The sequence below is a fragment of the Streptomyces sp. NPDC049954 genome (assembly GCF_040656295.1).
Lineage (GTDB): Bacteria > Actinomycetota > Actinomycetes > Streptomycetales > Streptomycetaceae > Streptomyces.
On the sequence record NZ_JBFALS010000008.1, the window covers coordinates 374,023 to 400,168 of the forward strand.

The window sequence follows — 26,146 nt, forward strand, 5'->3', positions numbered from 1 at the left end:
GGGCAACCCTTCGGTTCACGGAGAAGCGCACGGTGGCGGCCCGCGGTACGGCGCGAGCCGTCTGGGCAGGGCGGCGCAGACGCACGGGGGCGGCGGTCGACGGTGACGGTCGCCCGCACGGACGCCGGTACGCGCCGGCCCGGGAGAGCGGGCCCTGCGGAGGCGGGGCGGGGAAGAGAGGAGGACGCCGGGGAGAGGGGCGCGGCGGCGCCGTCAGCGGGAAGGGCGACAGCCCGCGCTGGAGACCCGCGCGAGGTCGACGTGACGTCGTCGCGTGAGGTCCCGTCCGGTGGTCATGTTCTCGACTAAAGCAGCAGGGTGCGCCGCCGGTCAAGGACACCTTCCCGGGGGCTGGACGCGCGGGGCGGTCGCACGCCACGCCAATCGACCGCGCCACAAGGCGAGTTGTGCGCACGGAGAACACGCTTCAGCGCAGATCGAAGACGATTCTCGCCGTCATCCGGCCCGACATCAGCTCGTCGATCGCGAGGTTGACGTCCTCCAGCCGCCGGGTCTCCCGGAGCACCCGGGTCCGGCCGAGCCGGTGCAGCCGGAACACCTCGGCGAGGTCCTGCCGGGTGCCGACGACGGAGCCGGTCACCGTCCTGGCGTCCAGAACCGTCTCGGACACGGGCCGTTCGAGGGAGCCCCCGGCGGGCAGGGCGACCAGGACGAGGGTGCCGTTGCGGCGCAGCGCCCGGCAGGCGGCGAGGAAGGACTCGTCGCTGACGGCGAGGCAGATCGCGGCGTCGGCGCCGCCGAGCCTGCGCACCTCGTCGGCGACGTCCTGGGTCCGTGCGTCCAGGACGTGGCCGGCGCCCAGTTCGCGGGCGAGCGCGAGCTTCTCGTCGGTGATGTCGACGGCGACGGTCTCGGCGCCGGAGATCCTCGCGTACTGGAGCGCGAGGTGACCGAGGCCGCCGATGCCGGACACCAGGACCCGCGAGCCGGGGCACGCTCCGGAGACCTTGACGGCCTGGTACGTGGTGAGACCGGCGCAGGTGAGGGGCGCGGCGTCGAGCGGGTCGATGCCCTCGGGCACCGGCATCACGTAGTCGCCGTCCGCGAGGGCGTACTCGGCGTGGGTGCCGTCCACCGAGTAGCCGGTGTTGGCCTGCTCAAGGCAGAGCGTCTCCCGGCCGCTGACGCAGAAGTCGCAGCGTCCGCAGGCGGAGCCGAGCCAGGGTACGGCGATCCGGTCGCCGACCGAGAGGTGCCGCACCCGCTCACCGGCCGCCTCGACGATGCCGACGCCCTCGTGTCCGGGGACGAAGGGCGGACCCGGTTTCACCGGCCAGTCGCCGTGCGCCGCGTGGACGTCGGTGTGGCACAGCCCGGAGGTCTCCATCCGTACGAGCACCTGGCGCCCCGCCGGCTCCGGCACCGGACGGTCCTCGACGACGAGGGGGGCGGTGAAGCTCTCGACCACGGCGGCCTTCATGGTGCTCCCCTCCCGGCGCGCCGCGGTCTCCGGGACGTCCGCCGTGCGCCCCGGTCCGGGGGCGGTGCGGGCGAGGTGGAGCGCGCGGGCAGGGTCCACCGCCCGCAGCGCCGCTCTCAGTCCCGGGACAGACATGGGAAACACCTCTGTCCGTACCGGCCGGACGGGCCAGGGGCCCTCTCCGTCCGGGCCGGCCCTAGATGGTGGGGTCCTCGCCCGTGTCCCGGCCGCCCGCGCCGTAGCGCCGCTCGTACTTGGCGACCTGGCCCTCGGAGTCCACGACGCGGGCCTTGCCCGTGTAGAAGGGGTGGCTCTCCGAGGAGATCTCCACGTCGATCACGGGATAGGTCTCGCCGTCGTCCCACGCCAGCGTCTCGGCGCTGTCGGCGGTGGAGCGGGTCAGGAAGGCGTAGCCGGCCGCACGGTCCCGGAAGATCACGGGGTGGTAGTCGGGCTGCTTGTCCTTCTGCATCGCTGCGGCTCCTTCGGTGGGTACGTGGCGCTCCGGGTGGCGGGCGGCGGATCGGTCCGGGCGGAGTCAGTCGAGCCCTTCCGGCTCCTCGTCGTCGACGAGGTGGACGGCGGCCTCCTCGGCACCGGCCGCCGCGCCGTCGATGCCCACGTCGGAGGCGATCATGTCCTTCTCCGCATCCTCCCGCGCCCCTTCGTCGGGCGCCACCAGACGGCCGGAGCGGCCCTCGCCGACCTCGTCGTCCCGGACCTCGCCGTCGGTGTCCCAGGTGTCGCCGAGGCCGTCCCCCTCGGGAACGGTGACGTCGGGCACCTCTTCGGCGAGCCGTTCGTCGAGGCTCTCGCCCTCTTCCTGCTCCTCCTGGGTGGTGCCGTCCTTGTCCACGGCGAGCGGGCGTTCGTTGGGCGAGTAGCCCTCGTCCAGCGGGTCCTTGACATCGGGGTCGAACAGGGTGTCCTCGTAATCGAGCTGGACGGCCTCGTCCTGGTCCATGGCCTGTTCGTCCGAGCCGTCCGGCTGGTACACGTCGTCGCCCCGCGCGTCGTCACTGTCCACGAGCGGTACCTCCCACTGTTCGGTTCACGCCGCCGGCGCCTGCTTCCTCGGTCCCTGGCCAGCCTGGTCCGCCCGGGGCGGCGCGGCGAGCGCTTCGGGACCGAACGGGTGAGCGCACCGGTCGGCCGTACGCCCCGCCGGTACCCGCACATCCGCAGCTCACGCGTCCGCTCCGGCCGCGAGAGGACAGCCCCTCCCTGCGACACGCGTCACAAGGAGGGGGCACGGTTCGAGGGAACAGTCCGAAATGGTTTAGCGTTCATGCATAAGTGCCGGGAACGGAGACTCCTCCCCTCCTGGCCACCCCAGAGCGGCCCCTGCCGGTTCCCCCCGTCCGGCAGGGGCCTTTTACTGCCTGGTCGCTGGTGCTCTTGCCGTCCACTGCCGCTCGGGCGCGGGTCGGGCAGTGAGGCGCGTGGTCGTTATCTCGACAAAATCCCGGTGCCCGGTGCGTGGCACGTGCCGCCACGCGCGTGCGTCGCCCGGCCCGGCCCGCCGGTCTCGTCCACGGGGGCCGAGATGGTTTACGCGGTGCGGCGGATCAGACTTCGAGCCATGACGTCCCCGGCTTCGGCAGGCTGTCCTTGGCGGCGGCGATCTCCTCGCGCGAGGCCGGGGCCAGGTCCTGTCGACGGCAGACGGCACCGAGGTGGGCGAACTGGACGTACCGCTTGCCGTCCCCGAGGTCCTTGGTGACGATGCCCGTGCCCCAGGCCCAGGCGGTGTGCCGGTAGTACTGGCCGACGGGCTCGGTGAGGATGATCTTCATGGCGCCTCCAGCGTGCGATTCCTGTACGGGCTGTCGAGGTGGCCGGGGAAACGGGACGGCGCGCCGTCCCGGCCGAGCGGGGGTATCGGCAGGTCGCCCGCGTCAGTCACGTGGGCGACGGAGGGCCGTACTCGGCTTCGGTCCCCGCGACGTCGGAGCGCGGCCACCGCTTCAGCCGCCTTACGAGGCCGAGCCCGCGCACGGCGGACAGGCCCGTGGGTACCAGAGGGCGAAGTGGGTGGCGCTCGGCCGCTGCCGAACGCCGAGGTCGACCTCGGCGCCGGGCTTCAGAGGTCCGGCACACCAGACGCAGGCGGCGCCCCGTGATTGCGACTCGCTGAGAGCGTCGATATGTGGGAGTTCCCGGGGCGACGGGTCCGGTGCATAAGCATGATCCGGCCGGTCAGCCGCGTGTCGAGTCATGGTCGGCTCCATGTCGAGGGGCTGGTGACGACATGGTGGAGCACGCACAAGGCCCCAACTATCCGCAATTGCGGATAATTGGGGCCAAGGGGTTACGTGCCGTCAAACTCCCAGCCAGGACCCGTAGGAGAGAAAGCTGTCGGGCAGCTGCCTCTTCGCCGCTTCCAGCCCCGCGTAGGTCTCCCGAACGGTCGGGTGGTAACGGGCCTGCTGCGGGGCCGTCTTCCTGGCGGACAGCAAGTTCGCGAATGCGGCGGGCAGGTCGCCCGTCCACATCTGGGCGCGGGCCAACTCGGCGTAGTGGTGAGAGCGGCGGGACGCCGGCCACTCGCGGGGGAACTGGATGCCGCGTCCCGCCTGGGCGGCGGTCGCGTACTCGTCCAGTTCGGCAGCCACCGACACCCGGTGCACGTGGACGTTCGTCGGCCCGAAGGACAGCCAGTGCACCTTGACCGCTTCCCCGGTGTGCGTGGCGATCCGCTCGGCCTCGCCGAGGTGAAGTTCGGCGCGCTGCTTGTCCTGTCCGCGACCGGCCATGACCGCCGCGCCGAGATGCAGTTGCCCACTGAGGACGTCGCGCTCCCGCCCCGGATCGGCCTGCTCCAGAGTGGACAGGCCGAGGGAGATGAGCCGGTCACCGGTGCGGTACCGGCCCTCACGCAGATAGGTGAGGGCGCGCATGTAGCGGTACATTCCCCCGACCACCGCGTCGCCGCCACGCTGCGCGGCCCAGCCCATGCGCTCAAGGGCGATCGCCGCGAGATCGCCGAAGCCCAACTTGCTCGCCACGTCGTAGGCGGTGCGATATGTGGAGGCGAGGAGCAGCCACCCTTCGGTGCTGCGTGTGGTGTGCGCTGCGGTCGTGGCTTCCTGAATGAGTCCTGCGACCTGACCGGCGGCCCTCTTGATTTCCCCGGCACGGACTATGGCGAGCAGACCCTCGGCGTCTTCGGCGAGGAGCCGGTGCGGGCGGGGCGTGATGTCGGGGTCGACACCGAGGTCGTAGACGTCGAGCGCCTCCCGGATCGGGCGGATCAGAACATCCAGCTCGTCTTGCCGGAGCTCGGCGGTGTAGGGCTGGCCGGTGACGGTGGCAACCTCGACCCGGAGGGCGCGCGCGACGCTGGCGATGATGTGCGGGCTGGCCGCCGTCACGCCTTGCTCGACCTTCGCGAGGGTGGAGTAAGGGACGGTGGACAGGTCGGCGAGGGCTCTCTGGGTGAGGTGCCTCTCCAGGCGGAGACGCTTGATGCGTGCGCCGGTGTGGTCATGAGGGAGAGCGTGCATACTGGCTCCAGTTCTGACTCGACACCAGAACGGTACCCGCTGCTGGCGCGGCAGGTGCCATCCGAAAGCCTCCTCGCCCAGGGACCGTTGAGGCCTCGCGCTGCCCGGCGTCGGTGCGGCTCCTTCCGGCCTCGCCCCTCCCCGTTTATCGCTTCGCCGTGCCCTACCGCGCTGGTGCACGCCGAGAACCACGGCTTGGCCGCGAGGGGGGTCGTCGGCGGCGGAGCGGGTCCGGTACGCACTACCCGCCGAGGGAGGGGCCAGCGGACCCAGTCGACCGGACAGTGCGCTCAGGCGGATCGAGCAGCCCGGAGCACCGACTCACGTGAGTCGGTGCTCCGGGCTCGGACTGCCACCGGGCCATGGGAGCCGGCGACAGGAGCACCCCTGAACGTTGAGGTATGCGCTCGGAGGAGAACCGCTAGTCGACTCACGGTCCTCGCCTCACCTACCCCCTTGACCTGCACTTTCGCGGCCGCGCGAAGCGTGCATCGCCTTGCGGGCCTCGCGAGAAATTTTATTATGCGCACATGTTCTCCTGCGCGAGTGACTCACGCTGGTCTACCGTGAAGCACGGATACCCAAGGCTTGGACTCTTGCACTTGGGGAAGAGGCAGGGGGCGCGCTCAGCGCACCCCCTGCGGTCGAGTTGGCTCCGGAGTGGCCTCCGGTGCGTGTCAGTGCCTGAGCAGATCGAGTACGAGTCGAACTGCTGACATCAGGAATGACCCGAGCGCCAGGCCCCTCCGGGCCCAGCGCCGCCACGACGGCGCCCGCAGCTTCCGCAGCGGCCGCTTCCAGCGCGGCGGTTCCTTCGCTTCTTCCACGCTCACCTCCGATTCGTGATCACGTGTGCGATCAGAGGTGTGCTTGCAGCAACGAATCACCGCCTGGAAGCGAGCCTAGAACGGGTGGCTCGGGCGTGTCCTGGGAATGATGAGGAATCCTCGAACAGATTCGCCACCGGCATATGCCAGTTGCATCACGCGGACTCGCCTCGCTCGTCTGCTCCGCGGTCCGCTTCTGGGCCAACTTGCAGGCAGGGCCCCCTGGACGGTCCTACCGCGCGGCGTCTCGGCGCGAGGCACAGGGGGGTGGACACGACGTAGACGGCGTCCTCGCGCGGCCGCCGCTCCCGTCGCTCGACTCCTTCAACTTCTTGACACGCAGTGGCAGGCGTCAACGGCTGGCGTGCGCGGCGCCGTTGAGTAAGCAGCGTCCACAGCCCGCCCTGTCCTACCGGATCGGGACCCCCGCCAGGGTGCGGGCGATGACCAGGCGCTGGATCTCGCTCGTGCCCTCGAAGATCGTGTAGATGGCGGCGTCGCGGTGCATGCGCTCGACCGGGTACTCGCGGGTGTAGCCGTTGCCGCCGAGGATCTGTATCGCCTGGGCGGTGACCTTCTTCGCGGTCTCGCTGGCGAAGAGTTTCGACATCGAGCCCTCGGCCGAGGTGAAGGGGCGTCCCGCGCTCGCCATCCAGGAGGCGCGCCACACCAGGAGGCGGGCCGCGTCGACCTGGGTGCGCATGTCGGCGAGCTGGAAGGCGACGCCCTGGTTGTCGATGATCGGGCGGCCGAACTGGGTGCGCGTCCTCGCGTACTCCAGCGCCTCCTCGTAGGCGGCGCGGGCGGTGCCGACGGCCATCGCGCCGACCGCCGGCCTGGACGCCTCGAAGGTCGCCATCGCGGCGTTCTTGATGCGCTCGCCGCCCGCCCTCGCGCGCTCCCGGGCCCGGGCCAGGCGCTCGTCCAGCTTCTCCTTGCCGCCCAGCAGGCAGTCGCCGGGGACGCGGACGTCCTCCAGGACCACCTCGGCGGTGTGCGAGGCGCGGATGCCGTGCTTCTTGAACTTCTGGCCCTGCGACAGGCCCGGCGTCCCCGGCGGCACGATGAACGAGGCGTGGCCCTTGGAACCCAGCTCGGGATCGACGACGGCGACGACGACGTGCACGTTGGCGATGCCGCCGTTGGTGGCCCAGGTCTTGGTGCCGCTCAGCACCCACTCGTCCTTGGCCTCGTCGTACACGGCGCGGGTACGCATGCCGGAGACGTCGGAACCGGCGTCCGGCTCGGAGGAGCAGAAGGCCGCGACCTTGACGTCGTTCGCGTCCCCGTACATCTGCGGGACCCAGGTCCCGATCTGCTCCTCGGTGCCGTTGGCGAGCACCCCGACGGCGGCGAGACCGGTGCCGACGATCGACAGGGCGATACCGGCGTCACCCCAGAACAACTCCTCCATCGTCATCGGGATGCCGAGCCCGGTCGGGTCGAAGAACTGCTGGGCGTAGAAGTCCAGGGAGTAGATCCCGAGTTCGGCGGCCTCCTGGATGACCGGCCAGGGGGTCTCCTCCCGCTCGTCCCACTCGGCGGCGGCGGGACGGATCACATCGGCGGCGAAGCCGTGCAGCCAGTCCCGGATCTCCCGCTGTTCCTCGTTCAGCTCCATGGTGAACTCGGCCATGACCCCTCCCACAGCTTGTTACTTAAGGTAACCCGAGTCTGTTACCGACAAGTACGCATGTCAACCGCCCTCCGGCCCGCCGACACCCCTCCCGCGCACGGTGTTAGGTTGCGCGTGCGCCACCTATATCGCACGGGCGGGGAGAGAGTCTTGGAGAGCAGCGGCACCACACACCGCGCGCAGCAGCAGCGGTCCGCCGCGTCGCGCCGACGGGAGCTGCTGGAGGCCGCCGACCGAGTGGTCCTGCGGGACGGCCCGGGCGCCTCGATGAACGCGATCGCCTCCGAGGCGGGCATCACCAAGCCCATCCTCTACCGGCACTTCGGCGACAAGAGCGGCCTGTACCGGGCGCTCGCGACCCGCCACACGGACGCCCTCCTGGCCTCCCTGCGCAAGGCCCTGGACGCCCCCGCCCCCAGCCGCAGGCAGCGCGTCGAGGCCACCCTCGACACCTACCTCGCGGCGATCGAGGCCCGTCCGAAGGTCTACCGCTTCCTCATGCACCCCGCCGAGGGCGCCTCCGCCGCCGAGAGCGAACCGGACTCCGGTTTCGACGTGGGCCTGCACTCGGCCCCGCTGCTGCGCCGGCTCGGCGAGGAGCTGGCCGAGGTCATCGCGGAGCGGGTGGACCTGGGGCCGGGCGGCGAGCGCCGGGCCCGTGCCTGGGGCCACGGCATCGTCGGCATGATGCACGCCGCCGGGGACTGGTGGCTCGGCGAGCACCCGTGCGAGCGCGCCGAGCTGGTGCGCGACCTCGCCGATCTGCTGTGGGGCCGGCTGGGCGAGTTCCCCGACCGCGCGGAGAGCGGACTGCCCTTCTAAGGGCCCCGCGCCCGTCAGGCCCCCGCCGCCCGCCCCCACTCGGTACGGCCCGCCTGCCGCAGCACCCGGCGCCGGCGCCACCCGTCGAGCCGGTCCACGTAGAGGCGGCCCTCCAGATGGTCGTACTCGTGCTGGAGGCAGCGCGCGAAGAAGCCGGTGCCGCTGACCCGGCGCGGCCGGCCGTCGACGTCCTGCCCTTCGAGCACCGCGTGGTCGAAACGTTCGGTGCCGGCTTCGAGACCGGGCAGGGACAGGCAGCCCTCGGGGCCGCGCACGGCAGGGCCGTCCACGTCGACGAGCCGGGGGTTGACGAGGTGTCCGAGATGGCGCCGGTCCTCGTCGTCGGGACAGTCGTAGACGAAGACCCGCAGCCCCTCCCCGATCTGGTTCGCCGCCAGGCCCACTCCCCGTGCGGCGTACATGGTGGCGAACAAGTCCTCGACGAGCCGGGCGAGCAGCGGGCCGAAGCCGGTCACCTCGCGGGCGGGCGTGGCCAGCAGGGGATCGCCGAGGAGGGTGAGGGGCCGGACGTGTCCGGAACTGCCCGGGATGGGACCGTGTCGCATGGTCGTCAACCTTACGATCCGTCTCCCGAGCGGCCGTTCCGGCGGTGCCGCGGTACGGGGCCGGGAGTGGATCTCGGTAGGCTGCACTCGACCGATGCCTCCCCGCCGGCGTGCGGCGCCAGGGGGGCGCCACCGCACCACCCCCGAAGGGCTCGCCCGGGCAGGAGACAGGCGCGGCGCCGTATGCAAGGAGGATCTAGGACGATGGCAGGCAACTCGGACCCGCTGTCGCCGCGGGCCAAGCTGGCCGTGACGGCAGGCAAGGCGGCCGCGGCGGTGTCCCGCGCGGCGGGCCGGGGCAGCGGATCGGTGATCGGCGGCAAGGTCGCGCTCCGGCTCGACCCCGATCTGCTGGCGCGGCTCGCGACCCATCTCGACGTGGTCCTGGTCTCCGCCACCAACGGGAAAACCACGACGACCCGGCTCATCGCGGAGGCTCTGCGCGCGGCCGGGCCCGTGGTGTCCAACGCGCTGGGCGCCAACATGCCGGCCGGTATCACCTCGGCGCTCGCGGGCGGTTCCGACGCGCGTTTCGGGGTCATCGAGGTCGACGAGAAGTACCTCGCGGGGGTGGCCAGGGACGTCTCCCCGAAGGCGATCGCCCTGCTCAACCTCTCGCGCGACCAGCTCGACCGGGCGGCGGAGACCCGCATGCTCGCCGAGCACTGGCGCGAGGGGCTCGCGGGTTCCAAGGCCGTCGTCATCGCCAACGCGGACGACCCGCTCGTGGTGTGGGCGGCCTCCTCCTCACCGAACGTGATCTGGGTCGCGGCCGGTCAGGAGTGGAAGGACGACGCGTGGTCCTGCCCGTCCTGCGGCGGCGTCATGCAGCGTCCGGGCGACGACTGGTTCTGCGCCGAGTGCGGTTTCCGCCGTCCCGCCGCGAGCTGGGCCCTGTCCGGTGAGCACGTGCTCGACCCGAACGGCTCGGCCTGGCCCATCCACCTCCAGCTGCCCGGCCGCGCCAACCGCGCCAACGCGGCGACCTCGGCCGCCGTCGCCGCTGTGTTCGGGGTCCCCCCGCAGGTCGCGCTGGAGCGCATGTACCAGGTGCAGGCGGTGGCCGGCCGCTACGACGTCGTGCAGTTCCTCGGCCGGGACCTGCGCCTGCTCCTCGCGAAGAACCCGGCGGGCTGGCTGGAGACCTTCTCGCTCATCGACCCGCCGCCCACCCCGGTCCTGCTCGCGGTCAACGCGCGCGGCGCCGACGGGACGGACACCTCGTGGCTGTGGGACGTGGACTACACGCGTCTGGCCGGTCACCCGATCTTCGTCCTGGGCGACCGCAAGCTCGACCTCGCGGTCCGGCTGGAGGTGGCGGGCCTGGACTTCCGGGTGTGCCAGACGGTGGACGAGGCGGTCAACATGGCCCCGCCCGGCCGCATCGAGGCCATCGCCAACTACACGGCGTTCCAGGACCTGCGCCGTCGCGTCGGGAACTGACCAGGCAGTTGAGGAAGGACAGAGATATGAGCGAGAGCAGTCTGCGCCTGGTCTGGGTCTACCCGGACCTGCTCAGCACCTACGGCGACCAGGGCAACGCGCTGGTCGTGGAACGGCGGGCCCGGCAGCGCGGTCTCGGGGTGTCGCGCGTCGACGTGCGCAGCGACCAGCCGATCCCCACCTCGGGGGACATCTACCTGATCGGTGGCGGCGAGGACCGGCCGCAGCGACTGGCCGCCGAGCGGCTGCGCCGGGACGGCGGCCTGGAGCGGGCCGTGGGCAACGGCGCGATCCTCTTCTCGGTGTGCGCGGGCTACCAGATCCTCGGCCACGAGTTCGTCAACGACCTCGGTCAGCGCGAGCCGGGCCTGGGCCTGCTCGACGTCGTGTCGGTGCGCGGGGAGGGCGAGCGCTGCGTGGGCGACGTCCTCGCCGACATCGACCCGCGCCTGGGGCTGCCTCCGCTGACCGGCTTCGAGAACCACCAGGGCGTCACCCATCTGGGCCCGACCGCCCGCCCCTTCGCCCGCACCCGGATCGGCCGGGGCAACGGCACCGGGGACGGTACCGAGGGCGCCTTCAACGACACCGTGTTCGGTACGTACATGCACGGTCCCGTGATGGCGCGCAACCCGCTCATCGCGGACCTGCTGCTCAAGCTGGCGCTGGACGTCAACGCCCTGCCGCCGGCCGACGACCGCTGGTACGAGGCGCTGCGCAACGAGCGCATCGCGGCGGCCACCCAGCCGGCCTGAGCCCGCCAGGACCGGCCGCGCGCCGCGTCAAGCAGCCGTACGGAGCCCGTACGGGAGCCCGCTCGCACCGCTCGCCCGAGCGCGTTCGAGCGGGCTCCCGCACGTCTGGGCGGGCCATTCGTATACGGCTGCACCCAGGTCGCCGCGAGTGCGGACGAATCGAGGAAAGCGCAGCTCACAGCCCATTTCGCGAGGAGCTGTCCAGGTGTCGGACCGGGTTCGGAACCGCTCCCGCGCGCCGGTAGGGTGACGACACCCCACCGGACGCCGCGGTCCGGTGATCCTCACAGGTTGCAAAGGTGTTTCGGGCCATGCGCATTGGTGTCCTCACTTCCGGCGGTGACTGCCCCGGGCTGAACGCGGTCATCCGCTCCGTCGTCCACCGCGCCACCGTCGACCACGGCGACGAGGTCATCGGTTTCCACGACGGCTGGCGGGGCCTGCTGGAGTGCGACTACCGCAGGCTCGACCTGGACGCGGTCGGCGGGATCCTGGCGCAGGGCGGCACGATCCTCGGCTCCTCCCGGGTGCAGCCGGCCCATCTGCGCGGCGGGGTGGAGCGGGCCCGCGGGCATCTGCGCGACCTCGGCCTGGACGCGGTCGTCCCGATCGGCGGCGAGGGCACCCTCAAGGCGGCCCGGCTGCTGTCGGACGCGGGTCTGCCCGTCGTCGGGGTGCCGAAGACCATCGACAACGACATCGAGTCGACCGACGTGACCTTCGGCTTCGACACGGCGGTGGGGGTCGCGACGGAGGCCCTGGACCGGCTGAAGACGACCGCGGAGTCCCATCAGCGGGTGCTGATCGTCGAGGTCATGGGGCGGCACACCGGCTGGATCGCGCTCCACTCGGGCATGGCCGCCGGGGCCCACGCGATCCTCGTGCCCGAGCGTCCCTTCGACATCGACGAGGTCGCCGCACGGGTCGGCGAACGGTTCACGGCCGGCAAGAAGTTCGCGATCGTCGTGGTGGCGGAGGGCGCGAAGCCGCGCCCTGACACGATGAAGTTCGAGGAGGGCGCGCGCGACGTCTACGGCCACGAGCGCTTCTCGGGGATCGCCCGGCAGCTGTCCCTGGAGCTGGAGAGCAGGCTCGGCAAGGAGGCCCGCCCGGTGATCCTCGGGCATGTGCAGCGCGGCGGCACCCCGACGGCGTACGACCGGGTCCTGGCCACCCGCTTCGGCTGGCACGCGGTGGAGGCGGTGCACCGCGGCGAGTTCGGGCGGATGACCGCGCTGCGGGGTACGGACATCACGATGGTGCCGCTCTCGGCGGCCGTCGAGACGCTGAAGACGGTGCCTGCCGCGCGGTACGAGGAGTGCGGCGCCGTGCTGTGAGAAGCCGGCCCCTCGGGGCCGCATGCGTCGTCGACGCGCTGACCGCCCCCGGCCGAGGTCCTGGCCGGGGGCGGTTCTAGTCTGGTGCGGACAACCGGTACGAAATCAGGAGTCAGCGGATGGATCACAGCGGGCACGGCATGATGTCCGATCTGCCGCCGTTCACGCTGGGACGGGGACTGGAGCCGTCGGCCGACGTCTTCTTCCTGGCCGGGTGCCTGCTGGCGCTCGTGCTCTACGGCTGGGGGGTGGCGCGGCTGCGGCGGCGCGGGGACGCGTGGCCCTGGGGCCGGGTCGTCGCCTTCGTCCTCGGTGTGCTGACCATCGCCCTGGTGACCTGCACGAAGCTGAACGACTACGGCATGGTCATGTTCAGTGTGCACATGGTGCAGCACATGGTCATCAGCATGCTCTCGCCGATCCTGCTACTCCTGGGGGCGCCCACCACGCTGGCCCTGCGGGCGCTGCCGGTGGCGGGGAAGGGCCGCAAGGGGCCCCGGGAATGGCTGCTGTGGCTGCTGCACAGCGTGTACATGCGGGTCGTGACCCATCCCGGGTTCACGATCCCGCTGTTCATCGCGAGTCTCTACGCGCTGTACTTCACGCCGTTGTTCGACTTCCTGATGGGCTCCACGACGGGGCACATCGTGATGATGGTGCACTTCCTCGCGGTCGGCGTCGTGTTCTTCTGGCCGATCATGGGCATCGACCCGGGCCCGCACCGTCCCGGTTATCTCATGCGGATGCTGGAGCTGTTCGCGGGGATGCCCTTCCACGCGTTCTTCGGCATCGCGCTCATGATGGGCTCGACCCCGATGGTGGGGACCTTCCAGCACCCGCCGGCCTCGCTCGGCATCGACGCCCTGTCCGACCAGACGGCGGCGGGCGGGATCGCCTGGGCGTTCAGCGAGGTGCCCTCGGTCATGGTGCTGCTGGCGCTGCTGTTCCAGTGGCACCGCTCCGAGGAGCGGCAGGCGCGCCGCACGGACCGGGCGGCGGACCGGGACGGCGACGCCGAGCTGAAGGCGTACAACGCGTATCTCGCTTCCCTGGACGCCCGGCGCTAGCGCGGGGTGGGGCTGCCGGGTGAGGATGGAGCCCAGGCCGCGGCCACGTGTCGCGGCACCCCGGCTGTCCGGAGGAGGGTGTCTCGATGCCCGGTACTACGAAGACGATGGGGGTCCTCACCATCGCAGGACTGGTCGTGGTCACGGCCTACACCGTGGCGCTCGGCAGCAACGGCTGGCTGTGGTTCGGCTGGGTGGTGATCGGGCTGATCACGCTCGCGATGACGATGACGCGAGACGCCTGACCGGCTTGCGCACACCGCGCTCACCACGGCGCTCGCCCCCGTCCCCTCGCGAGGGGACGGGGGCGAGCGCGTTCCGCCGGGTTCTGCGGGAGGACGCGACGGGCGCGGACCGGGCTCGTCAGAACCGGAAGACGGCCCCGGTCTGCGCCCGCAGTACGCAGCGGTTGGCGTAGGTGCGCCGCCAGCTCACGGGGCGCCCCCGGTAGCGGCCGTACGCGGTGGCGGTGACGGGCGCCCAGCGGCGGGTGCACGCGCGCGACGTGCCGGGGAGCTGGTCCGGCTCTCCCCCGGCCGCGGCGAGGTCGGCGCACGCGCGGCCCGGGTGCGGATGCGAGCCGTCGGGCGGCGTCGCGGCACAGTTCAGGCTCACCGTGCGCACCCAGGTGACCGCCTCGTCCGTGACGATCAGGGTGAGCCCGTGCGCGGGCAGGTCCGGCCGGTTCGGGCGCCACGGTCCGTCCTCGGGCCCCCGGTCGGCCCGCGGGTCGCCGGACAGGCCGGTGTCGTGCGGGCCGCCGGGCGCGGGGCGCTGGAGCGCGGGTCGCTCGGCGGGCGGCGGCGGGGGCGCCGCCTGGGCCGGCAGGGCGGTGGCGGAGGCCATGAGGGCCGCCGCAAGGACCGTGACGAGACGCATTCCGGAACCTCTCGGGGACGTACGCGGGGCAGGGGTCTCCCACGGCATCCCCACGCGAAGCCCCCGGTCCGTGCGGCGCGCCGGGCAAGTCGCCCGGACGAGTGAACGAGGGTGACCGATCGGGGGCTCCCGACACGGAGCGCGGCCGGACGAGGTGGCCGCGACCCGGCCGGCCGGCGCGTTCGCCTCCCCGTCCCTGCCAGGCGTCCGGCGGACCGCCCCGCCGCCGGGCCGCCGTGACGCGCGCGACACCGTTGGCATATGTCAAGGCGATACCCCACGGGGCACCTACGCCTTCGCAAGGACGCAGCCGCACCGGCCCCGCAATGGCGGGGAGGGAGCCTCTCGGGTCTCTTCGCGCCCGCAACGCAATCCCTCGTCCGAGTGAGCCCACACCACACGGGTGATTCGAACACGCGGCGAGACGACGGGAGCCCCGGAGAGCGCGGAGTGTCGGCCGACGAATCGAACATCCGGGCGAGAGATCGCCCGTTCCCGGCCGTGACACCCGCTTGATCAGCTCCGTTGTGTCCAGCGTCCGCATCCGGCGGGCCCCGATCCCGGAGGAACCATGCATCCTGTCCCGCTCATCACCCCTGCCCTCGCCGCCCGTCCCGTGTTCGATCGCGACACGGGCGCCCCGCACTTCCCGGGGCACCGTGTTGACGCCGACCGGCGGCTGCTGGGCAGCGCGTCCGGTGCGACGGCCCACCGTTCACTCGCCTCACCCGGGAGGGCCGCATGAGCCGCACGACCCCCACGCCGCCCGCCGCTCCGCAGCCGGCTACCGCCACCGCGGAGGACCGCGGCGTCTCCGAGTCGGAACGGCGCCTGTTCGGCGGTCCGCTCCGCTACGACCAGGGCTGGAACAGCCACGAGAACGCCTTCCTGCAGCTCGGTCTGCGCGCGATGGTCACGCGGCTGCCCCGGCTGCTCGCCGACACCGCGCGCATGGCCTGGGAGGCGGACCGCAAGGCGCTGCGCGCGGTGACTCTCGCGGAGACCGGGAGGGGCGCCGCACAGGCCGTCGGTCTCGTCGCCGTCAACCGTGTGCTCGCCCATCTCCTGGAGGACGGAGCGGTCGGTGAACGCCTGACGCACGGCGTCCCGGCGCTCGTGGTGGCGGGCGGCGCCGCGGCGGCGGGCGCGGTGCTGCGCTCGGTGTCGACGGCCGCCACCGGGCAGTTGGAGCCCAAGGTGGAGCGGGTCGCGACGGAGCGGTACCTGTCGCACACGGTCCGGGTCGAACTGGAGGCGGTCGAGGACGACGAGTTCCACAAGCTGCTCGACAGCGCGCAGTACGGGGCGGGTTCGGCGCGCCGGCTCGTGAAGTACTGCCAGAACGTCCTGGCCTCCCTCATGTCGCTGTGCGCCGCGGCCGGGGTGCTCACCTCGCTGCATCCGGCGCTGCTGCCGCTGCTGGTCGCGATGACGCTGCCGAGCGCGTGGGCGGCGCTGTCGGTGGCGCGCCGCAGGTACGCCTCCTTCCAGGTGTGGGTGCAGCACTCGCGGGCGGGTCAGCTGATCAGCAGGCTGCTGATCTCGCAGGAGGCGGCCGCCGAGATCCGGGTGCACGAGGTGGGGCCGTTCCTGCTGCACCACTTCCGTCTGATGTCGCAGTCGCAGGAGGAGGAGCAGCGCAGGCTGTCCCGGCTCGCGGCCCGCACCGGGCTGGTCGCAGCGACCTGGACGGGGCTGGCCACGGCGGCGGCGTACGCGACGCTCGGCGGGCTGCTGTGGTCGGGGACGATGGCCCTGGCGGTCGGCGGCACGGCGGTGCTCGCGATCCGCAGCGGGGCGGCCGGGCTCGACTCCCTCGTCCTCCAGATCAACTACATGCACGAGGAGAGCCTGTTCGTCGGTGACCTGCACCGTCTGTGCGCCGAGGCGGAGAAGCGGGCCGTTCCGCGGGGCGGCCCCGCGCTGCCGAAGGCGCCCGCGCGGATCGTCTTCGAGGACGTCGTCTTCTCCTACCCGGGGACCGAGGGGGCCCCGGAGGGTACGGAGAGCAGGCAGCGGGCCCTGGACGGGGTGAGCCTGACCATCCCGACGGGCAGGATCGTGGCCCTCGTCGGCGAGAACGGCAGCGGCAAGAGCACGCTGGTGAAGCTGCTCGCCGGTCTGTACCGGCCGGAGTCGGGCCGGGTCCTGTGGGACGACGTGGACACCGCGCTCGCCGACCGGCAGCAGCTCGTGTCCCGGATCGCGATGGTGGGCCAGGACTTCCAGCGCTGGCCGTTCACCGCGGCCACCAACGTGGACATCGGCCGCTCCGCGCTGCCCGAGGACGCGGAGCGCCGGCAGCGCGCGGTGCGGTACGCGGGCGCCGAGGACCTGGTCGAGGAGCTGCCGCGCGGCTGGGACACCCTGCTGGCGCGCGGGTACAAGGGCGGCCACCAGTTGTCCGGCGGGCAGTGGCAGCGTCTGGGGCTGGCCCGGGCGCACTACCGGGGCGGCGAGATCCTGATCGTGGACGAGCCCACCTCCGCGCTCGACGCACGGGCCGAGCAGCGCCTGTTCGAGCAGATCAGGCTGCTGGCGGACGCGGGCCAGACGGTCGTGCTCATCACGCACCGGCTCGGCAGCGTCCGGGCCGCCGACCTGATCCACGTCCTGGAGCACGGGCGGCTCGTGGAGAGCGGCACCTTCGAGGAGCTGCTCTCGGGCACCGGCTCGGGCCCGGGCACCTTCCGTGAGCTGTACCGCATCCAGGCGGCGCAGTACGGGCTGGCGGCCGCGGTGCCGGAGCCGCGCGCCGCACGCCGCGACGCGGAGGCCGGACTGAGCGACTGAGCACGGCGGCAGCGGTCCCGGCCCGGTCACCGGCGGGCCGGGACCGCTGACGGCGGAACCCCCGTGTTCGTGCGGACGTCTCCCTGTGCAGCCGGCCGCTGAGGACGGCACACATGGGGGGGCATCGATGGAGGACGACGGATTCGGGCTTGTCTTCGGCTTGCTCGGAGGGCTCTTCGCGGCTCTCGGCGCGGGCGGGATCATCGGCGTTCTGGTCCGCCTGCGCCGACGCCGCACGACCCTGGCCACGGGGCGGACGGCGGAGGCGACGGTGGTGGACACCTATGTGACGCGGCGCGAGAGCGCGGCCTTCTCGGAGACGGACACGGCGACCAGGACCGAGCGGCGGGCGCTGCTGGAGTTCTCCGCCGCGGACGGCACGCGGGTCCGGTTCGAGGAGACGTCGGGCAAGCGGGTCAGGGGCGACCTCGTGCCCGTCCGCTACCCGGTCGAGCACCCGGAGCGCGCCGTGTGCGTGGACTCCGGTGCGGGCGGCCGGGTGGGGGCGGCGTTCCTGATCGCCTTCCTCGTCGTGTTCACCGCGCTCGGGCTGTACTTCGCCTCGCTGGGCTTCGGCGGGTTCGACGGCTTCGGCGGGTCCGAGGCGCCCGACGGCTTCGACGGGTTCGACGGGTTCTGAGTCCGGGTGCGACAGACGGGGCGGGCCGGTTCCGGCGGGAGCCGGCCCCGTCCGGTCGAGCCGTCTCCACGGCGGGGCCGGGAGCCCGGATCAGCCTCCCGCCACCCGCGCCCCGGTACCGCCCTCGGGGTCCCAGCCGAGGGCGATCAGCCCGCGGTGCACGGCCTCCCGGCGGTGGGGGTCCACGGCGCCCATCTTCACGTCGGCACGGGCCCGTTCGTCCACCGCGAAGGCGAGATCCGCGTCGAGATGGCCGGTCGCGCGCCAGGCGCGCAGCCGGGCCTCCTCGGCCGTTCGGTAGCCGAGTGTCTCCTCGTACTCCTTGGTGCCCTCGGTGGCCGCGCCGAGCTGCCCGTCCCACTCGGAGAGCCGTCGGCTCAGATAGACGTCGACGGCCTCCCTGGCCAGGTCGGCGTCGCTGGGCGGCCTGGTCGCGTCCTGTGCGGAATCAGTCATTTTCGTACCGTATTACCGTTCGCGGCCGACCGCACCGGCGTACTCACCAGCCGTGTGAACGAGCCCCGCGTCCCGAGCCCGTGCGCACCCTCGGCGCGCGGGCCGGGCCGAGGGCGCACGGTCAGCCGGCGATGTCCGAGGGATTGATGCCGGGCCCCCGGGTGACGTAGGCGCATTCGGTGTACAGGTAGTTCGGCCGGAGCTTGGCGGTGTCGGTGCCGGGGCTGGAGGGCGCTCCCCCGCCGAGCGGCTTGTGCAGGAAGTACGTCGTCCCGGCGGGGAGGCTGATCGTCCGCTTGGGGTAGTTCCGGCCCGCCGAGCACGGCTTGAAGGACGGGGAGAGGGTGTCGGTCCAGTCGTAGCGCTTGCAGCCGTGGCAGGCGGCGAGGGTGACCCGGCCGGTGACCGGTCCGGTGTACAGGACCTCGACCGGGTCGGGGCTGTCGTTGGTCAGGGTCACGGAGATGGAGCCGCCGGAGGCGAGGGTGGGGAGCTTGCGGCCGGCCGCCGGTTCCTCCCCGGCGATCTCGGCCGCCGTCACGATCTTCTTGGCCAGGGGGACGTGCCGGTCGTTCTCGTAGGTCTTGACGAAGTCGGTGAGCCGTTCTCCGGCGGTGTCGAAGTCCTTGTCCCGGTAGGCGTCCACCCCGCAGGCATAGGCGCCGCCGGGGATCTCACCGCGCGCCCGGGCGGCGTCCTTGTCGAGGGCCGTCGCCACCGCGCCGGGCCCGCCTTCGAGCGCGGCGGCCTGCGCGGCGAGGAGCTTGAGCCGGTCGGTGGCCTCGCACGGGTCGTCCGCGACGTCCTTGACGGCGGCGGAGATCGAGCGGCCGAGAGCCGGTTCGACCCGCGCGGCCTGCGGTGACCGGGGGAAGTCCGCGAGCAGTTCGTTGAACTGGGCGCGCGGCGCGCCGTACGCCGTGCCCGCGCTGCCGACGGCGGCGGCCCCGCACTCGTACAGCGCGGTCGGCAGCCGCTGTTCGGGCCAGTCGGCGAGGGAGCCGACGCGCTTCTCGCCCAGGGTGGCGGGCACCGTCCGCAGGTACTTCAGCGGGGCGAGGGCCTCGCAGTACTTCTTCTGGGCGTAGGGCTCGCCCACGGCCTCGTAATAGGCGCGCAGCCGATCGGGCACCCGGGCCGCGGCGGCCGACTCCGGGTGTTTCTCGGCCAGTTCGCGGTACGTGCCGAGGGCCTGGCGGAACCGCGGCTGGCTCGTGGCGAACGGGGTTCCCTGCGCGCTCGCGACGGTCCGGTCGGCCGCGTCGAGCCGGCCCAGCAGCATGCGTTCGACCGCGGCGTGGTGCGCGTCGTCCTGGGCGCGGTCGTAGAGCAGCGTCCCGCCGGCCGGGACGAGGAGCAGCGCGAGGGCCAGGGCCAGCGCCACCGCAGGTGAGGGCGGCCAGAACAGCGGGGTGCGCAGCCCCTTGGCCGCGCCGTGCGCCGCGACGGCGAGCAGGACGAGGAGGTAGCCGACGACCAGGGCGCCCGGCACCCCGTCGGCGTCGGCGGGCAGGGCGACCACGAGCAGGACGCCGGTCGCGATGCAGCACACGGCGAGTCCGGTCCAGGCGCGCAGTGCGGCGTAACCAAGGCCGAGACCAGTGAGGTTGAGCAGTCCCACCGCGAGGGCCCGCAGCGGCTGGGCGGGGGCCGGCGGGCGCGGCGGGACGGTCGGCGGGTACGCGGGCGGCGCGGGCGGGCCGAATCCCGGTCCGCCCACCTCGCCCGTCCCGCCGTGAACGCCGGCGGACGGGCCCGAGGCCAGCGGGCCCGGGCCCGCCGCGACGCCGCCCGGTTCCTCCGGCCGCCCGGGCCAGGGGGGCGGCGGCGGCCCGAAGCCCGCGCCCTCCGTGTCTCTGTTCTCCTCGTGCCGCCCGCCCTGCGGCGGGTTCGTGTTCTCCCCCGGCATCACGACCCCCAGTCGTCCTCGGACGCCCTGTGAGCGCCCGTTCTCCGGATGACTCCCCCGAAAGGTGTCGGGGGTGACTTACCACCAGGAACCACCCCCTGAACCCTCGGCACGTGACCGGCGGGGACCGGGCGCTCACCTCCCGACCCGCCCGCCTCTCTTCTCACGGGCCCTTCCGCGGAGCACAGTTCACCGATGCACCGCCCTCGCGGGATTTCCGGTCCGCGCTTCACCGGCCGAGGCATGAGTGCGCGGCTTCGGGTAACTCGGCGTGTACACAACCGACGGACGGCGCAGCCGCCTCTGGACGAAGGAGTTCACATGACTGGGTACGGCACGAGTTCGTCGCGGGCCCGTGGCAACGCGGGCGGGATGGCCATCGCGTCGCTGGTCCTCGGCATCGTCGGGCTGTTCTTCCTCGGCATCATCCTCGGCATCCTCGCCATCGTCTTCGGCTACCTCGCGCTGAAGCAGGCGAGCCGCAACGGAATGGCCAAGGCGGGCCTGATCCTCGGCGTCGTCGACGTCGTCTTCGCGGTCGTCATGATGTTCGTGAGCGGGTTCGGACTGTACGTGGGCGCATGACACCCCCGGGTGCCGCCGGTCCTCACCGCGGCACGTCTCCCCCACGGGGAGCAGCCCCCAGCGCCTGCGCCGCTTCGTCGAGAAGCCGGCGCAGGCGCAGTGCGTCGGGGGCCAGCGCGGTGACCAGGACGGCCGGTCCCGCGAGCGGCATGAGGGCCGCGTAGGGTCCCAGTTGCCGCGCCGCCACCGGATTGTCCTCGAACTCCGGCGCCACGACCACGAGTTGTCCGAGGGTCCGCAGTCCTGCCAGTACGGCGGGTCCGTCCCAGCCGCCGGGCGCCCCGGGCCCGCAGTGTGTCTCCTGGTCGAGCAGGGCGCTCCCGTCGTGGTGCACGGTGAGGCGGCTGGCGAGCCGGCCCGGTTCCTCGGCGCTGCGTCCGAGGACCTGCTCCTCCCGCAGGACGAGGCGCGCGCCGCGCTCCAGCCGCACCCGGGTCGTGACGCGCAGGTCGCTGCCCTTCGCGGCGATCAACTGCTCGGGCAGCCAGCGCAGTTCGGCACCCTGCGCCACATCGAGGCGTACGTCGTAGCGCGCGTGCCCCTTCGCCTGACCGGGCAGGGCGAGGGTCGCGGCGACGGAGCCGACGGTGAGCCGGGCCCCGGGCCGCACCCGCGCCCGTACGGTGAAGTGGTCGCCGCCCAGCGGGCCGCTCATCGCCCCGACCGTGAGGACCCGCGCACCGCCGTCGCCGGCCCTGGTCCTGCGCAGGGCGAGCGGGCCCTCGCCGCTGAGCAGTGGCAGTGCGGTACCGCCCCGGCCGTCGGGGGCGGCGTTGATCCGCGCCGTGGCGACGACCCCGGAGTACCGCTCCCCCGCCGGGCCGGAGGTTCCCGTCATGCCCGGCCCCGCCAGGCGGCGGACTGGCCGCGCACCCAGTCGGCGACCGGCTTGACGCCGTCGCCGGTGCGCAGGGACTGGAGGATCACCGGGAGCGCACCGCGCTGCGCTGCGGCGTCGGCGGCCATCCGGTCGAGGTCGGAGCCCACGTACGGGGCGAGGTCGGTCTTGTTGACGACGAGAAGGTCGGCGGTGGTGACCCCGGGGCCGCCCTTGCGGGGGATGTCGTCGCCGCCGGCCACGTCGATGACGAAGACCTGCGCGTCCACCAGCCCCCGCGAGAAGGTCGCGGTGAGGTTGTCGCCGCCGGACTCGACGAGGATCAGGTCGAGCGGCCCGCTCGTGTCCTCCAGGTCCTCGACCGCTTCGAGGTTGGCGGAGATGTCGTCGCGGATCGCGGTGTGCGGGCAGGCCCCGGTCTCGACAGCGGTGATCCGCTCGGGCGGCAGGACCGCCTCGCGCAGGAGGAACTCGGCGTCCTCCCGCGTGTAGATGTCGTTGGTGACGACGGCCAGGGAGAGTTCGGCGCGCAGTTCCCGGCACAGGGCGGCGACCGTCGCGGTCTTCCCCGAGCCGACGGGCCCGCCCAGGCCGATCCGCAGCGCCCGCCTGCTGCCGTCGGGGCGGTGGGCGTCGGCGCTGACGGCGGCGGGGCCGGAGTGGGAGTGGTCGAGGTGCACGGGGCGGCTCCAGTCGGGGGTGCGAGGGGATCGTAGGAGGATGCGGGAGGGGCCGTAGGGATCAGGAGGCGAAGAGGCGGGCGGGGCGGGCCGCGTGGTGTTCGGCGCCGATCTCCAGCAGCGGAGCCGAGTGGGCGGGCAGCGCGTCGACGCCTTCGGCACGGGCCCGGTGGGCGTGTTCGACGGACTCGGCGGCGAGCCGGTCGAGTTCGGGGGCGAGCCGGGCGAGCAGGGCGGTGGCGTCGAGCGGGTCCAGGCTCAGCAGCCGGACGGTCGCGGTGGCCGGTCCGCCCACCGTCTCGTAGAGGCAGGCGTACGCGGCGTCCTCGGGGCCCAGGCCGGCGGCGCGGGCGGTCAGGCCGAGGACGACCGGCTGGTGCGCCCCGCGCGGCCTGGCCCGGGCCAGGGCTTCGAGTTCGGGGTGCGGCCAGGCCGCGCGGGCGGCGCGCAGCAGTTGCCTGCCGAGGCGGCGGGCGGCGGTGCGCAGGGCGGGTGAGGGGGTGCGTGCGTCGGCCGCGGCGTCGAGGGCGAGCGGGTCGAGGCCCAGGGCGGCGCTCGCGGCGAGGCTCGCGGCGACGCGCCCGGTGGTGTGCAGCCGGCCCCGGCAGAAGCTCTCCAGCTCCGCCGGGCCGGTGAGGCGGCCCGAGTTGACGGCCTCCTCGGCGCCCCCCGAGTGGGCGTGGCCCCCTGCGGGGAGGCGGCCGTCGGCGAGAACGAGCAGCGCGGCGCGGGTCATTCGGGTCACCTCCCGGACAGGGCGGACGGACTGGTGCGGCGGCGGATCGCCGGAAGCGTCGTACGGGGATGGCTCAGAACAGGAAGTAGCGCTGGGCCATGGGCAGTTCCGCGACGGGAGCGGGCTCGACGAGTTCGCCGTCGATGGTGACGGCGAAGCTGTCGGGGGCGACCTCGACGTGGGGCAGCGCGTCGTTGAGCCGCATGTCGGCCTTGCCCAGCCCCCGGGTGGAGTTGATCGCGGTGAACGCACGGCTCAGGCAGAGGCGTTCGGGCAGGCCGTCGTCAAGGGCGGCCTGGGTGACGAAGTTGAGGGAGAGCGCGGCGGGTGCCTTGCCGAGGGCGCCGAACATGGGCCGGGGCAGGACGGGTTGCGGAGTGGGGATGGACGCGTTGGCGTCACCCATCTGCGCGTAGGCGATCTGCCCGCCCTTGATGACGAGTTGCGGGCTGACGCCGAAGAAGGCGGGCTCCCACAGCACGAGGTCGGCGAGTTTGCCCGGTTCCACCGAGCCGATCTCGGCGTCGAGGCCCTGCGCGATCGCCGCGTTGATCGTGTACTTGGCGACGTAGCGGCGGGCGCGCAGGTTGTCGGCCCGGGTGTCGCCCGGGAGCGGTCCCCGCCGGTTCTTCATGACGTGCGCGGTCTGCCAGGTCCGCAGGATCACCTCGCCGATGCGGCCCATGGCCTGGGAGTCCGAGGACATGATCGAGATGGCGCCGAGGTCGTGCAGGATGTCCTCGGCGGCGATGGTCGAGGGCCGGATCCTTGATTCGGCGAAGGCCAGGTCCTCGGGGACGGCGGCGTTGAGGTGGTGGCAGACCATCAGCATGTCGAGGTGCTCCTCGACGGTGTTGACGGTGTGCGGGCGGGTCGGGTTCGTGGAGCTGGGCAGCATGTGCGGCAGCGACACGGCGGTGATCATGTCGGGCGCGTGCCCGCCTCCGGCGCCCTCGACGTGGAAGGCGTGCACGGTGCGGCCGTTGATCGCGGCGAAGGTGTCGCCGACGAATCCGGCCTCGTTGAGGGTGTCGGTGTGGATCGCGAGCTGGGCGCCGGACTCCTCGCACACGTCGAGGCAGGCGTCGAGCACGGCGGGCGTCGAGCCCCAGTCCTCGTGGATCTTGAACCCGACCGCACCGGCGCGCAGTTGGTCGCGCATCGAGCGTTTCGAGGTGGTGTTGCCCTTGCCGAGGAAGCCGATGTTGACGGGGCTGTTCTCCATCGCCTCGAACATGCGGGCCAGGTGCCAGCGGCCGGGGGTGATGGTGGTGGCCTTGGTGCCCTCGGCGGGTCCGGTGCCGCCGCCGACGAGAGTCGTCACCCCGGAGGCGAGCGCCTCGTCGACGAGTCCGGGCGAGATGAAGTGGACGTGGGTGTCGATGCCGCCCGCGGTGAGGATCTTGCCGTTCCCGGCGATGATCTCGGTCTCGGGGCCGATCACGAGGTCCGGGTGGACGCCGTCCATCGTGTCGGGGTTGCCCGCCTTGCCGAGCGCGACGACGCGGCCGTCCCGGATGCCGACGTCGGCCTTGACGACGCCCCAGTGGTCGAGGACCACGGCCCCGGTGACGACCGTGTCGGGGGTGCCTTCGGCGCGCGCGGCCGGGGACTGCCCCATGGACTCGCGGATGACCTTGCCGCCGCCGAAGACGGCCTCGTCGCCGGAGCGGCCCGGGCCGCCGCAGCGGTCCTCCTCGATCTCGACGGTCAGCGCGGTGTCGGCGAGCCGGAGCCGGTCGCCGGTCGTGGGACCGAAGAGGTCGGCGTAGGCGGCGCGCGAGAGCCGGGCGGCCCGCGGATCGTACTCAGACATGTGCGGCTCCCTCTCCGGGGGCGGCCGGTTGGCCGGTGGGCGCGGGGTCGAGCGGGCCCGCCGTCTGTCCGCGCAGCCCCGGGACGCGGCGCGCTCCGGCCAGCGGGACGAGGGCGACCTCGACGGGGATGCCGGGTTCGAAGCGCACGGCCGTACCGGCGGCGATGTGCAGGCGGGTGCCGTGGGCGGCGGCGCGGTCGAACTCCAGGCCGGGGTTGGCCTCGGCGAAATGGTAGTGGGAGCCGACCTGGACGGGCCGGTCGGCGGCGTTGAGCACGGTCAGCACGGTGACCTCGCGGCCCTCGTTGAAGGCGACGGGCTCCTCGGCGTACAGGATCTCTCCGGGAATCACGCTGCTCCCCCTCAGACGATCGGGTCGTGGACGGTGACGAGTTTGGTGCCGTCCGGGAAGGTCGCCTCGACCTGCACGTCGTGGATCATCTCGGCGATGCCGTCCATGACGTCCTGACGGGTGAGCACCGTCCGCCCCGAGGCCATGAGTTCGGCGACGGTCCGGCCGTCCCTGGCGCCTTCGAGGAGGTGCGAGGTGATGAGCGCGACAGCCTCGGGATGGTTGAGCTTCAGGCCCCTGTCCCGGCGCCGCCGCGCCACGTCGGCCGCTACGTGGATGAGCAGCCGTTCCTGTTCGTGCGGGGTCAGGTGCACGCGTACCGCCTTCCGGTCCTCGCTCGGCCGGGGCGGCCGGGCTCTGGCGCGTCCGGGCAGGGGCGGTGCCCGACCGGTCGCCCCACGGCGTCCGGGGGGCGCCGGACAGTGGCTGATCCGGTGGCGCCGGGCCGAGGCTAATCCCGCGGGGTTTCGGCCGCGTTAACTGCCGCCCGACGGCCTGCGGGAGCGGCGACGAGACGCGGGGGCCCGGCGGCCGACCGGGCCTGACGCGCGGTCGGCGGGGTGCGCGAACGGTCTCAGCTCCTGCCGGAGCCGGCCCGCGACCCCGCGGACCAGGGACCACCGCCCCGGCCGGACCTCCCCGGCCCCCGGGTCGGCCCGACCGCACAGGGCTCGTGACCGTATACGGGGAGGACGCGCTCGCCGGGCGCTGCGGAGCGGGCGTGCACCGCCGGCCGGGCCGTGCCGGTGAGGTCGGGAGGCGAGGCCGCTGTCGGGGCCGGACCTCAGCCCGCCCCCGGCCCCCGGTACTGGGCCGCGATACCGAAGCGGTGCGGTTCGGGGGCGGGGGAGACCGGGTGCACCGGGGCGACGGAACCGGCGACGGACTGCTCCCCGGCCTCCGCGAGCGCTTCGAGCCGTTCCAGGTCGGCGGCGGAGACGAGGGCGACGAGTGGCTTTCCGTGGCGGGTGAGGACCACCCGTTCCTCACCGTAGACGACCCGGTTGATCAGGTCGGCCAGCTCGGCGCGGGCTTGCGTCACCGGAATCTCGTGGGCCATGC

General features: G+C 73.0%; 27 protein-coding genes. 9 read left to right on the top strand and 18 right to left on the bottom strand.

The features are described from left to right. Window positions 1-213 precede the first annotated feature (213 nt). The 7 genes from AB0J21_RS21145 to AB0J21_RS21175 form a co-directional block, all read right to left on the bottom strand. Window positions 214-297, bottom strand: coding sequence for a putative leader peptide (locus tag AB0J21_RS21145; protein WP_363147644.1), 84 nt, complete (start codon window positions 295-297; stop codon window positions 214-216). A gap of 130 nt (window positions 298-427) precedes the next feature. Further along, window positions 428-1,441, bottom strand: a complete 1,014-nt coding sequence (locus AB0J21_RS21150; RefSeq protein WP_363147645.1) for a zinc-dependent alcohol dehydrogenase — start codon at window positions 1,439-1,441, stop codon at window positions 428-430. Window positions 1,442-1,637: 196 nt separating this feature from the next. Next, window positions 1,638-1,913 carry a type B 50S ribosomal protein L31 gene (locus tag AB0J21_RS21155; RefSeq protein ID WP_363147568.1) on the bottom strand — a complete coding sequence of 92 codons (276 nt, stop codon included), beginning with the start codon at window positions 1,911-1,913 and terminating at the stop codon, window positions 1,638-1,640. Between the two features lie 66 nt (window positions 1,914-1,979). Continuing rightward, window positions 1,980-2,468: a DUF5709 domain-containing protein gene (locus tag AB0J21_RS21160; protein ID WP_363147569.1), complete on the bottom strand. Its 489-nt coding sequence runs from the start codon at window positions 2,466-2,468 to the stop codon at window positions 1,980-1,982. A 541-nt stretch (window positions 2,469-3,009) separates the two neighbouring features. Then, window positions 3,010-3,237 (bottom strand): hypothetical protein, encoded by a 228-nt coding sequence (locus tag AB0J21_RS21165; RefSeq protein ID WP_363147571.1) that lies wholly within the window; start codon window positions 3,235-3,237, stop codon window positions 3,010-3,012. 525 nt (window positions 3,238-3,762) lie between these two features. Then, window positions 3,763-4,947, bottom strand: coding sequence for a helix-turn-helix transcriptional regulator (locus AB0J21_RS21170; protein WP_363147572.1), 1,185 nt, complete (start codon window positions 4,945-4,947; stop codon window positions 3,763-3,765). A 1,236-nt stretch (window positions 4,948-6,183) separates the two neighbouring features. Beyond that, the gene (locus AB0J21_RS21175) at window positions 6,184-7,410 is read right to left on the bottom strand and encodes an acyl-CoA dehydrogenase family protein (protein WP_363147573.1); all 1,227 of its coding nucleotides are present in this window, start codon (window positions 7,408-7,410) and stop codon (window positions 6,184-6,186) included. 150 nt (window positions 7,411-7,560) lie between these two features. On the opposite strand from AB0J21_RS21175, the gene AB0J21_RS21180 reads away from it, so the two are divergent. Next, window positions 7,561-8,232, top strand: a complete 672-nt coding sequence (locus AB0J21_RS21180; protein WP_363147574.1) for a TetR family transcriptional regulator — start codon at window positions 7,561-7,563, stop codon at window positions 8,230-8,232. 14 nt (window positions 8,233-8,246) lie between these two features. Here AB0J21_RS21180 and def read toward each other — a convergent pair whose 3' ends face one another. Then, entirely contained in the window at window positions 8,247-8,798 is a 552-nt protein-coding gene (gene def, locus AB0J21_RS21185) for a peptide deformylase (protein WP_363147575.1), read from the bottom strand. 204 nt (window positions 8,799-9,002) lie between these two features. On the opposite strand from def, the gene AB0J21_RS21190 reads away from it, so the two are divergent. From AB0J21_RS21190 to AB0J21_RS21210, 5 genes are all read left to right on the top strand, one after another. After that, the gene (locus AB0J21_RS21190) at window positions 9,003-10,241 is read left to right on the top strand and encodes a MurT ligase domain-containing protein (protein WP_363147576.1); all 1,239 of its coding nucleotides are present in this window, start codon (window positions 9,003-9,005) and stop codon (window positions 10,239-10,241) included. Window positions 10,242-10,267: 26 nt separating this feature from the next. Then, window positions 10,268-10,996: a glutamine amidotransferase gene (locus AB0J21_RS21195; RefSeq protein WP_363147577.1), complete on the top strand. Its 729-nt coding sequence runs from the start codon at window positions 10,268-10,270 to the stop codon at window positions 10,994-10,996. Window positions 10,997-11,307: 311 nt separating this feature from the next. Next, window positions 11,308-12,333 carry a 6-phosphofructokinase gene (locus AB0J21_RS21200; RefSeq protein WP_363147578.1) on the top strand — a complete coding sequence of 342 codons (1,026 nt, stop codon included), beginning with the start codon at window positions 11,308-11,310 and terminating at the stop codon, window positions 12,331-12,333. A gap of 119 nt (window positions 12,334-12,452) precedes the next feature. Next, complete coding sequence (locus AB0J21_RS21205) at window positions 12,453-13,400, top strand: cytochrome c oxidase assembly protein (RefSeq protein ID WP_363147579.1); 948 nt, start codon at window positions 12,453-12,455, stop codon at window positions 13,398-13,400. Window positions 13,401-13,486: 86 nt separating this feature from the next. Then, window positions 13,487-13,645 (top strand): hypothetical protein, encoded by a 159-nt coding sequence (locus AB0J21_RS21210; RefSeq protein WP_363147580.1) that lies wholly within the window; start codon window positions 13,487-13,489, stop codon window positions 13,643-13,645. Window positions 13,646-13,763: 118 nt separating this feature from the next. Here the strand turns inward: AB0J21_RS21210 and AB0J21_RS21215 are convergent, their stop codons facing one another. Beyond that, on the bottom strand, window positions 13,764-14,279 hold the full coding sequence (locus AB0J21_RS21215) for an SSI family serine proteinase inhibitor (protein ID WP_363147581.1): 516 nt from the start codon (window positions 14,277-14,279) through the stop codon (window positions 13,764-13,766). 741 nt (window positions 14,280-15,020) lie between these two features. On the opposite strand from AB0J21_RS21215, the gene AB0J21_RS21220 reads away from it, so the two are divergent. Beyond that, a complete protein-coding gene (locus tag AB0J21_RS21220) occupies window positions 15,021-17,072 on the top strand; it encodes an ABC transporter ATP-binding protein (protein WP_363147583.1) in 2,052 nt (683 codons plus the stop codon). A gap of 127 nt (window positions 17,073-17,199) precedes the next feature. Further along, the gene (locus tag AB0J21_RS21225) at window positions 17,200-17,712 is read left to right on the top strand and encodes a DUF3592 domain-containing protein (protein ID WP_363147584.1); all 513 of its coding nucleotides are present in this window, start codon (window positions 17,200-17,202) and stop codon (window positions 17,710-17,712) included. Between the two features lie 90 nt (window positions 17,713-17,802). On the opposite strand, the gene AB0J21_RS21230 is transcribed toward AB0J21_RS21225, so the two are convergent. Both AB0J21_RS21230 and AB0J21_RS21235 read right to left on the bottom strand, forming a co-directional pair. Next, entirely contained in the window at window positions 17,803-18,168 is a 366-nt protein-coding gene (locus AB0J21_RS21230) for a hypothetical protein (protein WP_363147585.1), read from the bottom strand. A 121-nt stretch (window positions 18,169-18,289) separates the two neighbouring features. After that, window positions 18,290-20,077, bottom strand: a complete 1,788-nt coding sequence (locus AB0J21_RS21235; RefSeq protein ID WP_363147586.1) for a hypothetical protein — start codon at window positions 20,075-20,077, stop codon at window positions 18,290-18,292. Between the two features lie 321 nt (window positions 20,078-20,398). Between AB0J21_RS21235 and AB0J21_RS21240 the strand changes: the two genes are divergently transcribed. After that, entirely contained in the window at window positions 20,399-20,662 is a 264-nt protein-coding gene (locus tag AB0J21_RS21240; protein WP_363147587.1) for a DUF4190 domain-containing protein, read from the top strand. Between the two features lie 22 nt (window positions 20,663-20,684). Here AB0J21_RS21240 and AB0J21_RS21245 read toward each other — a convergent pair whose 3' ends face one another. The 7 genes from AB0J21_RS21245 to AB0J21_RS21275 form a co-directional block, all read right to left on the bottom strand. Further along, window positions 20,685-21,500 carry an urease accessory protein UreD gene (locus tag AB0J21_RS21245; RefSeq protein WP_363147588.1) on the bottom strand — a complete coding sequence of 272 codons (816 nt, stop codon included), beginning with the start codon at window positions 21,498-21,500 and terminating at the stop codon, window positions 20,685-20,687. After that, complete coding sequence (ureG, locus tag AB0J21_RS21250; protein WP_363147590.1) at window positions 21,497-22,180, bottom strand: urease accessory protein UreG; 684 nt, start codon at window positions 22,178-22,180, stop codon at window positions 21,497-21,499. The genes AB0J21_RS21245 and ureG overlap by 4 nt, the downstream gene beginning before the upstream one ends. Window positions 22,181-22,241: 61 nt before the next feature. Further along, window positions 22,242-22,916 carry an urease accessory UreF family protein gene (locus AB0J21_RS21255; RefSeq protein ID WP_363147591.1) on the bottom strand — a complete coding sequence of 225 codons (675 nt, stop codon included), beginning with the start codon at window positions 22,914-22,916 and terminating at the stop codon, window positions 22,242-22,244. Window positions 22,917-22,989: 73 nt separating this feature from the next. Next, window positions 22,990-24,732 (bottom strand): urease subunit alpha, encoded by a 1,743-nt coding sequence (locus AB0J21_RS21260; protein ID WP_363147592.1) that lies wholly within the window; start codon window positions 24,730-24,732, stop codon window positions 22,990-22,992. Continuing rightward, window positions 24,725-25,084: an urease subunit beta gene (locus AB0J21_RS21265; RefSeq protein WP_363147593.1), complete on the bottom strand. Its 360-nt coding sequence runs from the start codon at window positions 25,082-25,084 to the stop codon at window positions 24,725-24,727. The genes AB0J21_RS21260 and AB0J21_RS21265 overlap by 8 nt, the downstream gene beginning before the upstream one ends. An 11-nt stretch (window positions 25,085-25,095) precedes the next feature. Continuing rightward, the gene (locus AB0J21_RS21270; protein WP_363147594.1) at window positions 25,096-25,398 is read right to left on the bottom strand and encodes an urease subunit gamma; all 303 of its coding nucleotides are present in this window, start codon (window positions 25,396-25,398) and stop codon (window positions 25,096-25,098) included. A 470-nt stretch (window positions 25,399-25,868) separates the two neighbouring features. Further along, window positions 25,869-26,144, bottom strand: a complete 276-nt coding sequence (locus AB0J21_RS21275; protein WP_363147595.1) for a type II toxin-antitoxin system Phd/YefM family antitoxin — start codon at window positions 26,142-26,144, stop codon at window positions 25,869-25,871. Window positions 26,145-26,146: the final 2 nt, after the last annotated feature.

Coding starts and splice junctions, on each gene's coding strand:
- AB0J21_RS21145 (WP_363147644.1), bottom strand. CDS start 297: ATGACCACCGGACGGGACCTCACGCGACGACGTCACGTCGACCTCGCG.
- AB0J21_RS21150 (WP_363147645.1), bottom strand. CDS start 1,441: ATGAAGGCCGCCGTGGTCGAGAGCTTCACCGCCCCCCTCGTCGTCGAG.
- AB0J21_RS21155 (WP_363147568.1), bottom strand. CDS start 1,913: ATGCAGAAGGACAAGCAGCCCGACTACCACCCCGTGATCTTCCGGGAC.
- AB0J21_RS21165 (WP_363147571.1), bottom strand. CDS start 3,237: ATGAAGATCATCCTCACCGAGCCCGTCGGCCAGTACTACCGGCACACC.
- AB0J21_RS21170 (WP_363147572.1), bottom strand. CDS start 4,947: ATGCACGCTCTCCCTCATGACCACACCGGCGCACGCATCAAGCGTCTC.
- AB0J21_RS21175 (WP_363147573.1), bottom strand. CDS start 7,410: ATGGCCGAGTTCACCATGGAGCTGAACGAGGAACAGCGGGAGATCCGG.
- def (WP_363147575.1), bottom strand. CDS start 8,798: ATGCGACACGGTCCCATCCCGGGCAGTTCCGGACACGTCCGGCCCCTC.
- AB0J21_RS21190 (WP_363147576.1), top strand. CDS start 9,003: ATGGCAGGCAACTCGGACCCGCTGTCGCCGCGGGCCAAGCTGGCCGTG.
- AB0J21_RS21195 (WP_363147577.1), top strand. CDS start 10,268: ATGAGCGAGAGCAGTCTGCGCCTGGTCTGGGTCTACCCGGACCTGCTC.
- AB0J21_RS21200 (WP_363147578.1), top strand. CDS start 11,308: ATGCGCATTGGTGTCCTCACTTCCGGCGGTGACTGCCCCGGGCTGAAC.
- AB0J21_RS21205 (WP_363147579.1), top strand. CDS start 12,453: ATGGATCACAGCGGGCACGGCATGATGTCCGATCTGCCGCCGTTCACG.
- AB0J21_RS21210 (WP_363147580.1), top strand. CDS start 13,487: ATGCCCGGTACTACGAAGACGATGGGGGTCCTCACCATCGCAGGACTG.
- AB0J21_RS21215 (WP_363147581.1), bottom strand. CDS start 14,279: ATGCGTCTCGTCACGGTCCTTGCGGCGGCCCTCATGGCCTCCGCCACC.
- AB0J21_RS21220 (WP_363147583.1), top strand. CDS start 15,021: ATGAGCCGCACGACCCCCACGCCGCCCGCCGCTCCGCAGCCGGCTACC.
- AB0J21_RS21225 (WP_363147584.1), top strand. CDS start 17,200: ATGGAGGACGACGGATTCGGGCTTGTCTTCGGCTTGCTCGGAGGGCTC.
- AB0J21_RS21230 (WP_363147585.1), bottom strand. CDS start 18,168: ATGACTGATTCCGCACAGGACGCGACCAGGCCGCCCAGCGACGCCGAC.
- AB0J21_RS21235 (WP_363147586.1), bottom strand. CDS start 20,077: ATGCCGGGGGAGAACACGAACCCGCCGCAGGGCGGGCGGCACGAGGAG.
- AB0J21_RS21240 (WP_363147587.1), top strand. CDS start 20,399: ATGACTGGGTACGGCACGAGTTCGTCGCGGGCCCGTGGCAACGCGGGC.
- AB0J21_RS21245 (WP_363147588.1), bottom strand. CDS start 21,500: ATGACGGGAACCTCCGGCCCGGCGGGGGAGCGGTACTCCGGGGTCGTC.
- AB0J21_RS21255 (WP_363147591.1), bottom strand. CDS start 22,916: ATGACCCGCGCCGCGCTGCTCGTTCTCGCCGACGGCCGCCTCCCCGCA.
- AB0J21_RS21260 (WP_363147592.1), bottom strand. CDS start 24,732: ATGTCTGAGTACGATCCGCGGGCCGCCCGGCTCTCGCGCGCCGCCTAC.
- AB0J21_RS21275 (WP_363147595.1), bottom strand. CDS start 26,144: ATGGCCCACGAGATTCCGGTGACGCAAGCCCGCGCCGAGCTGGCCGAC.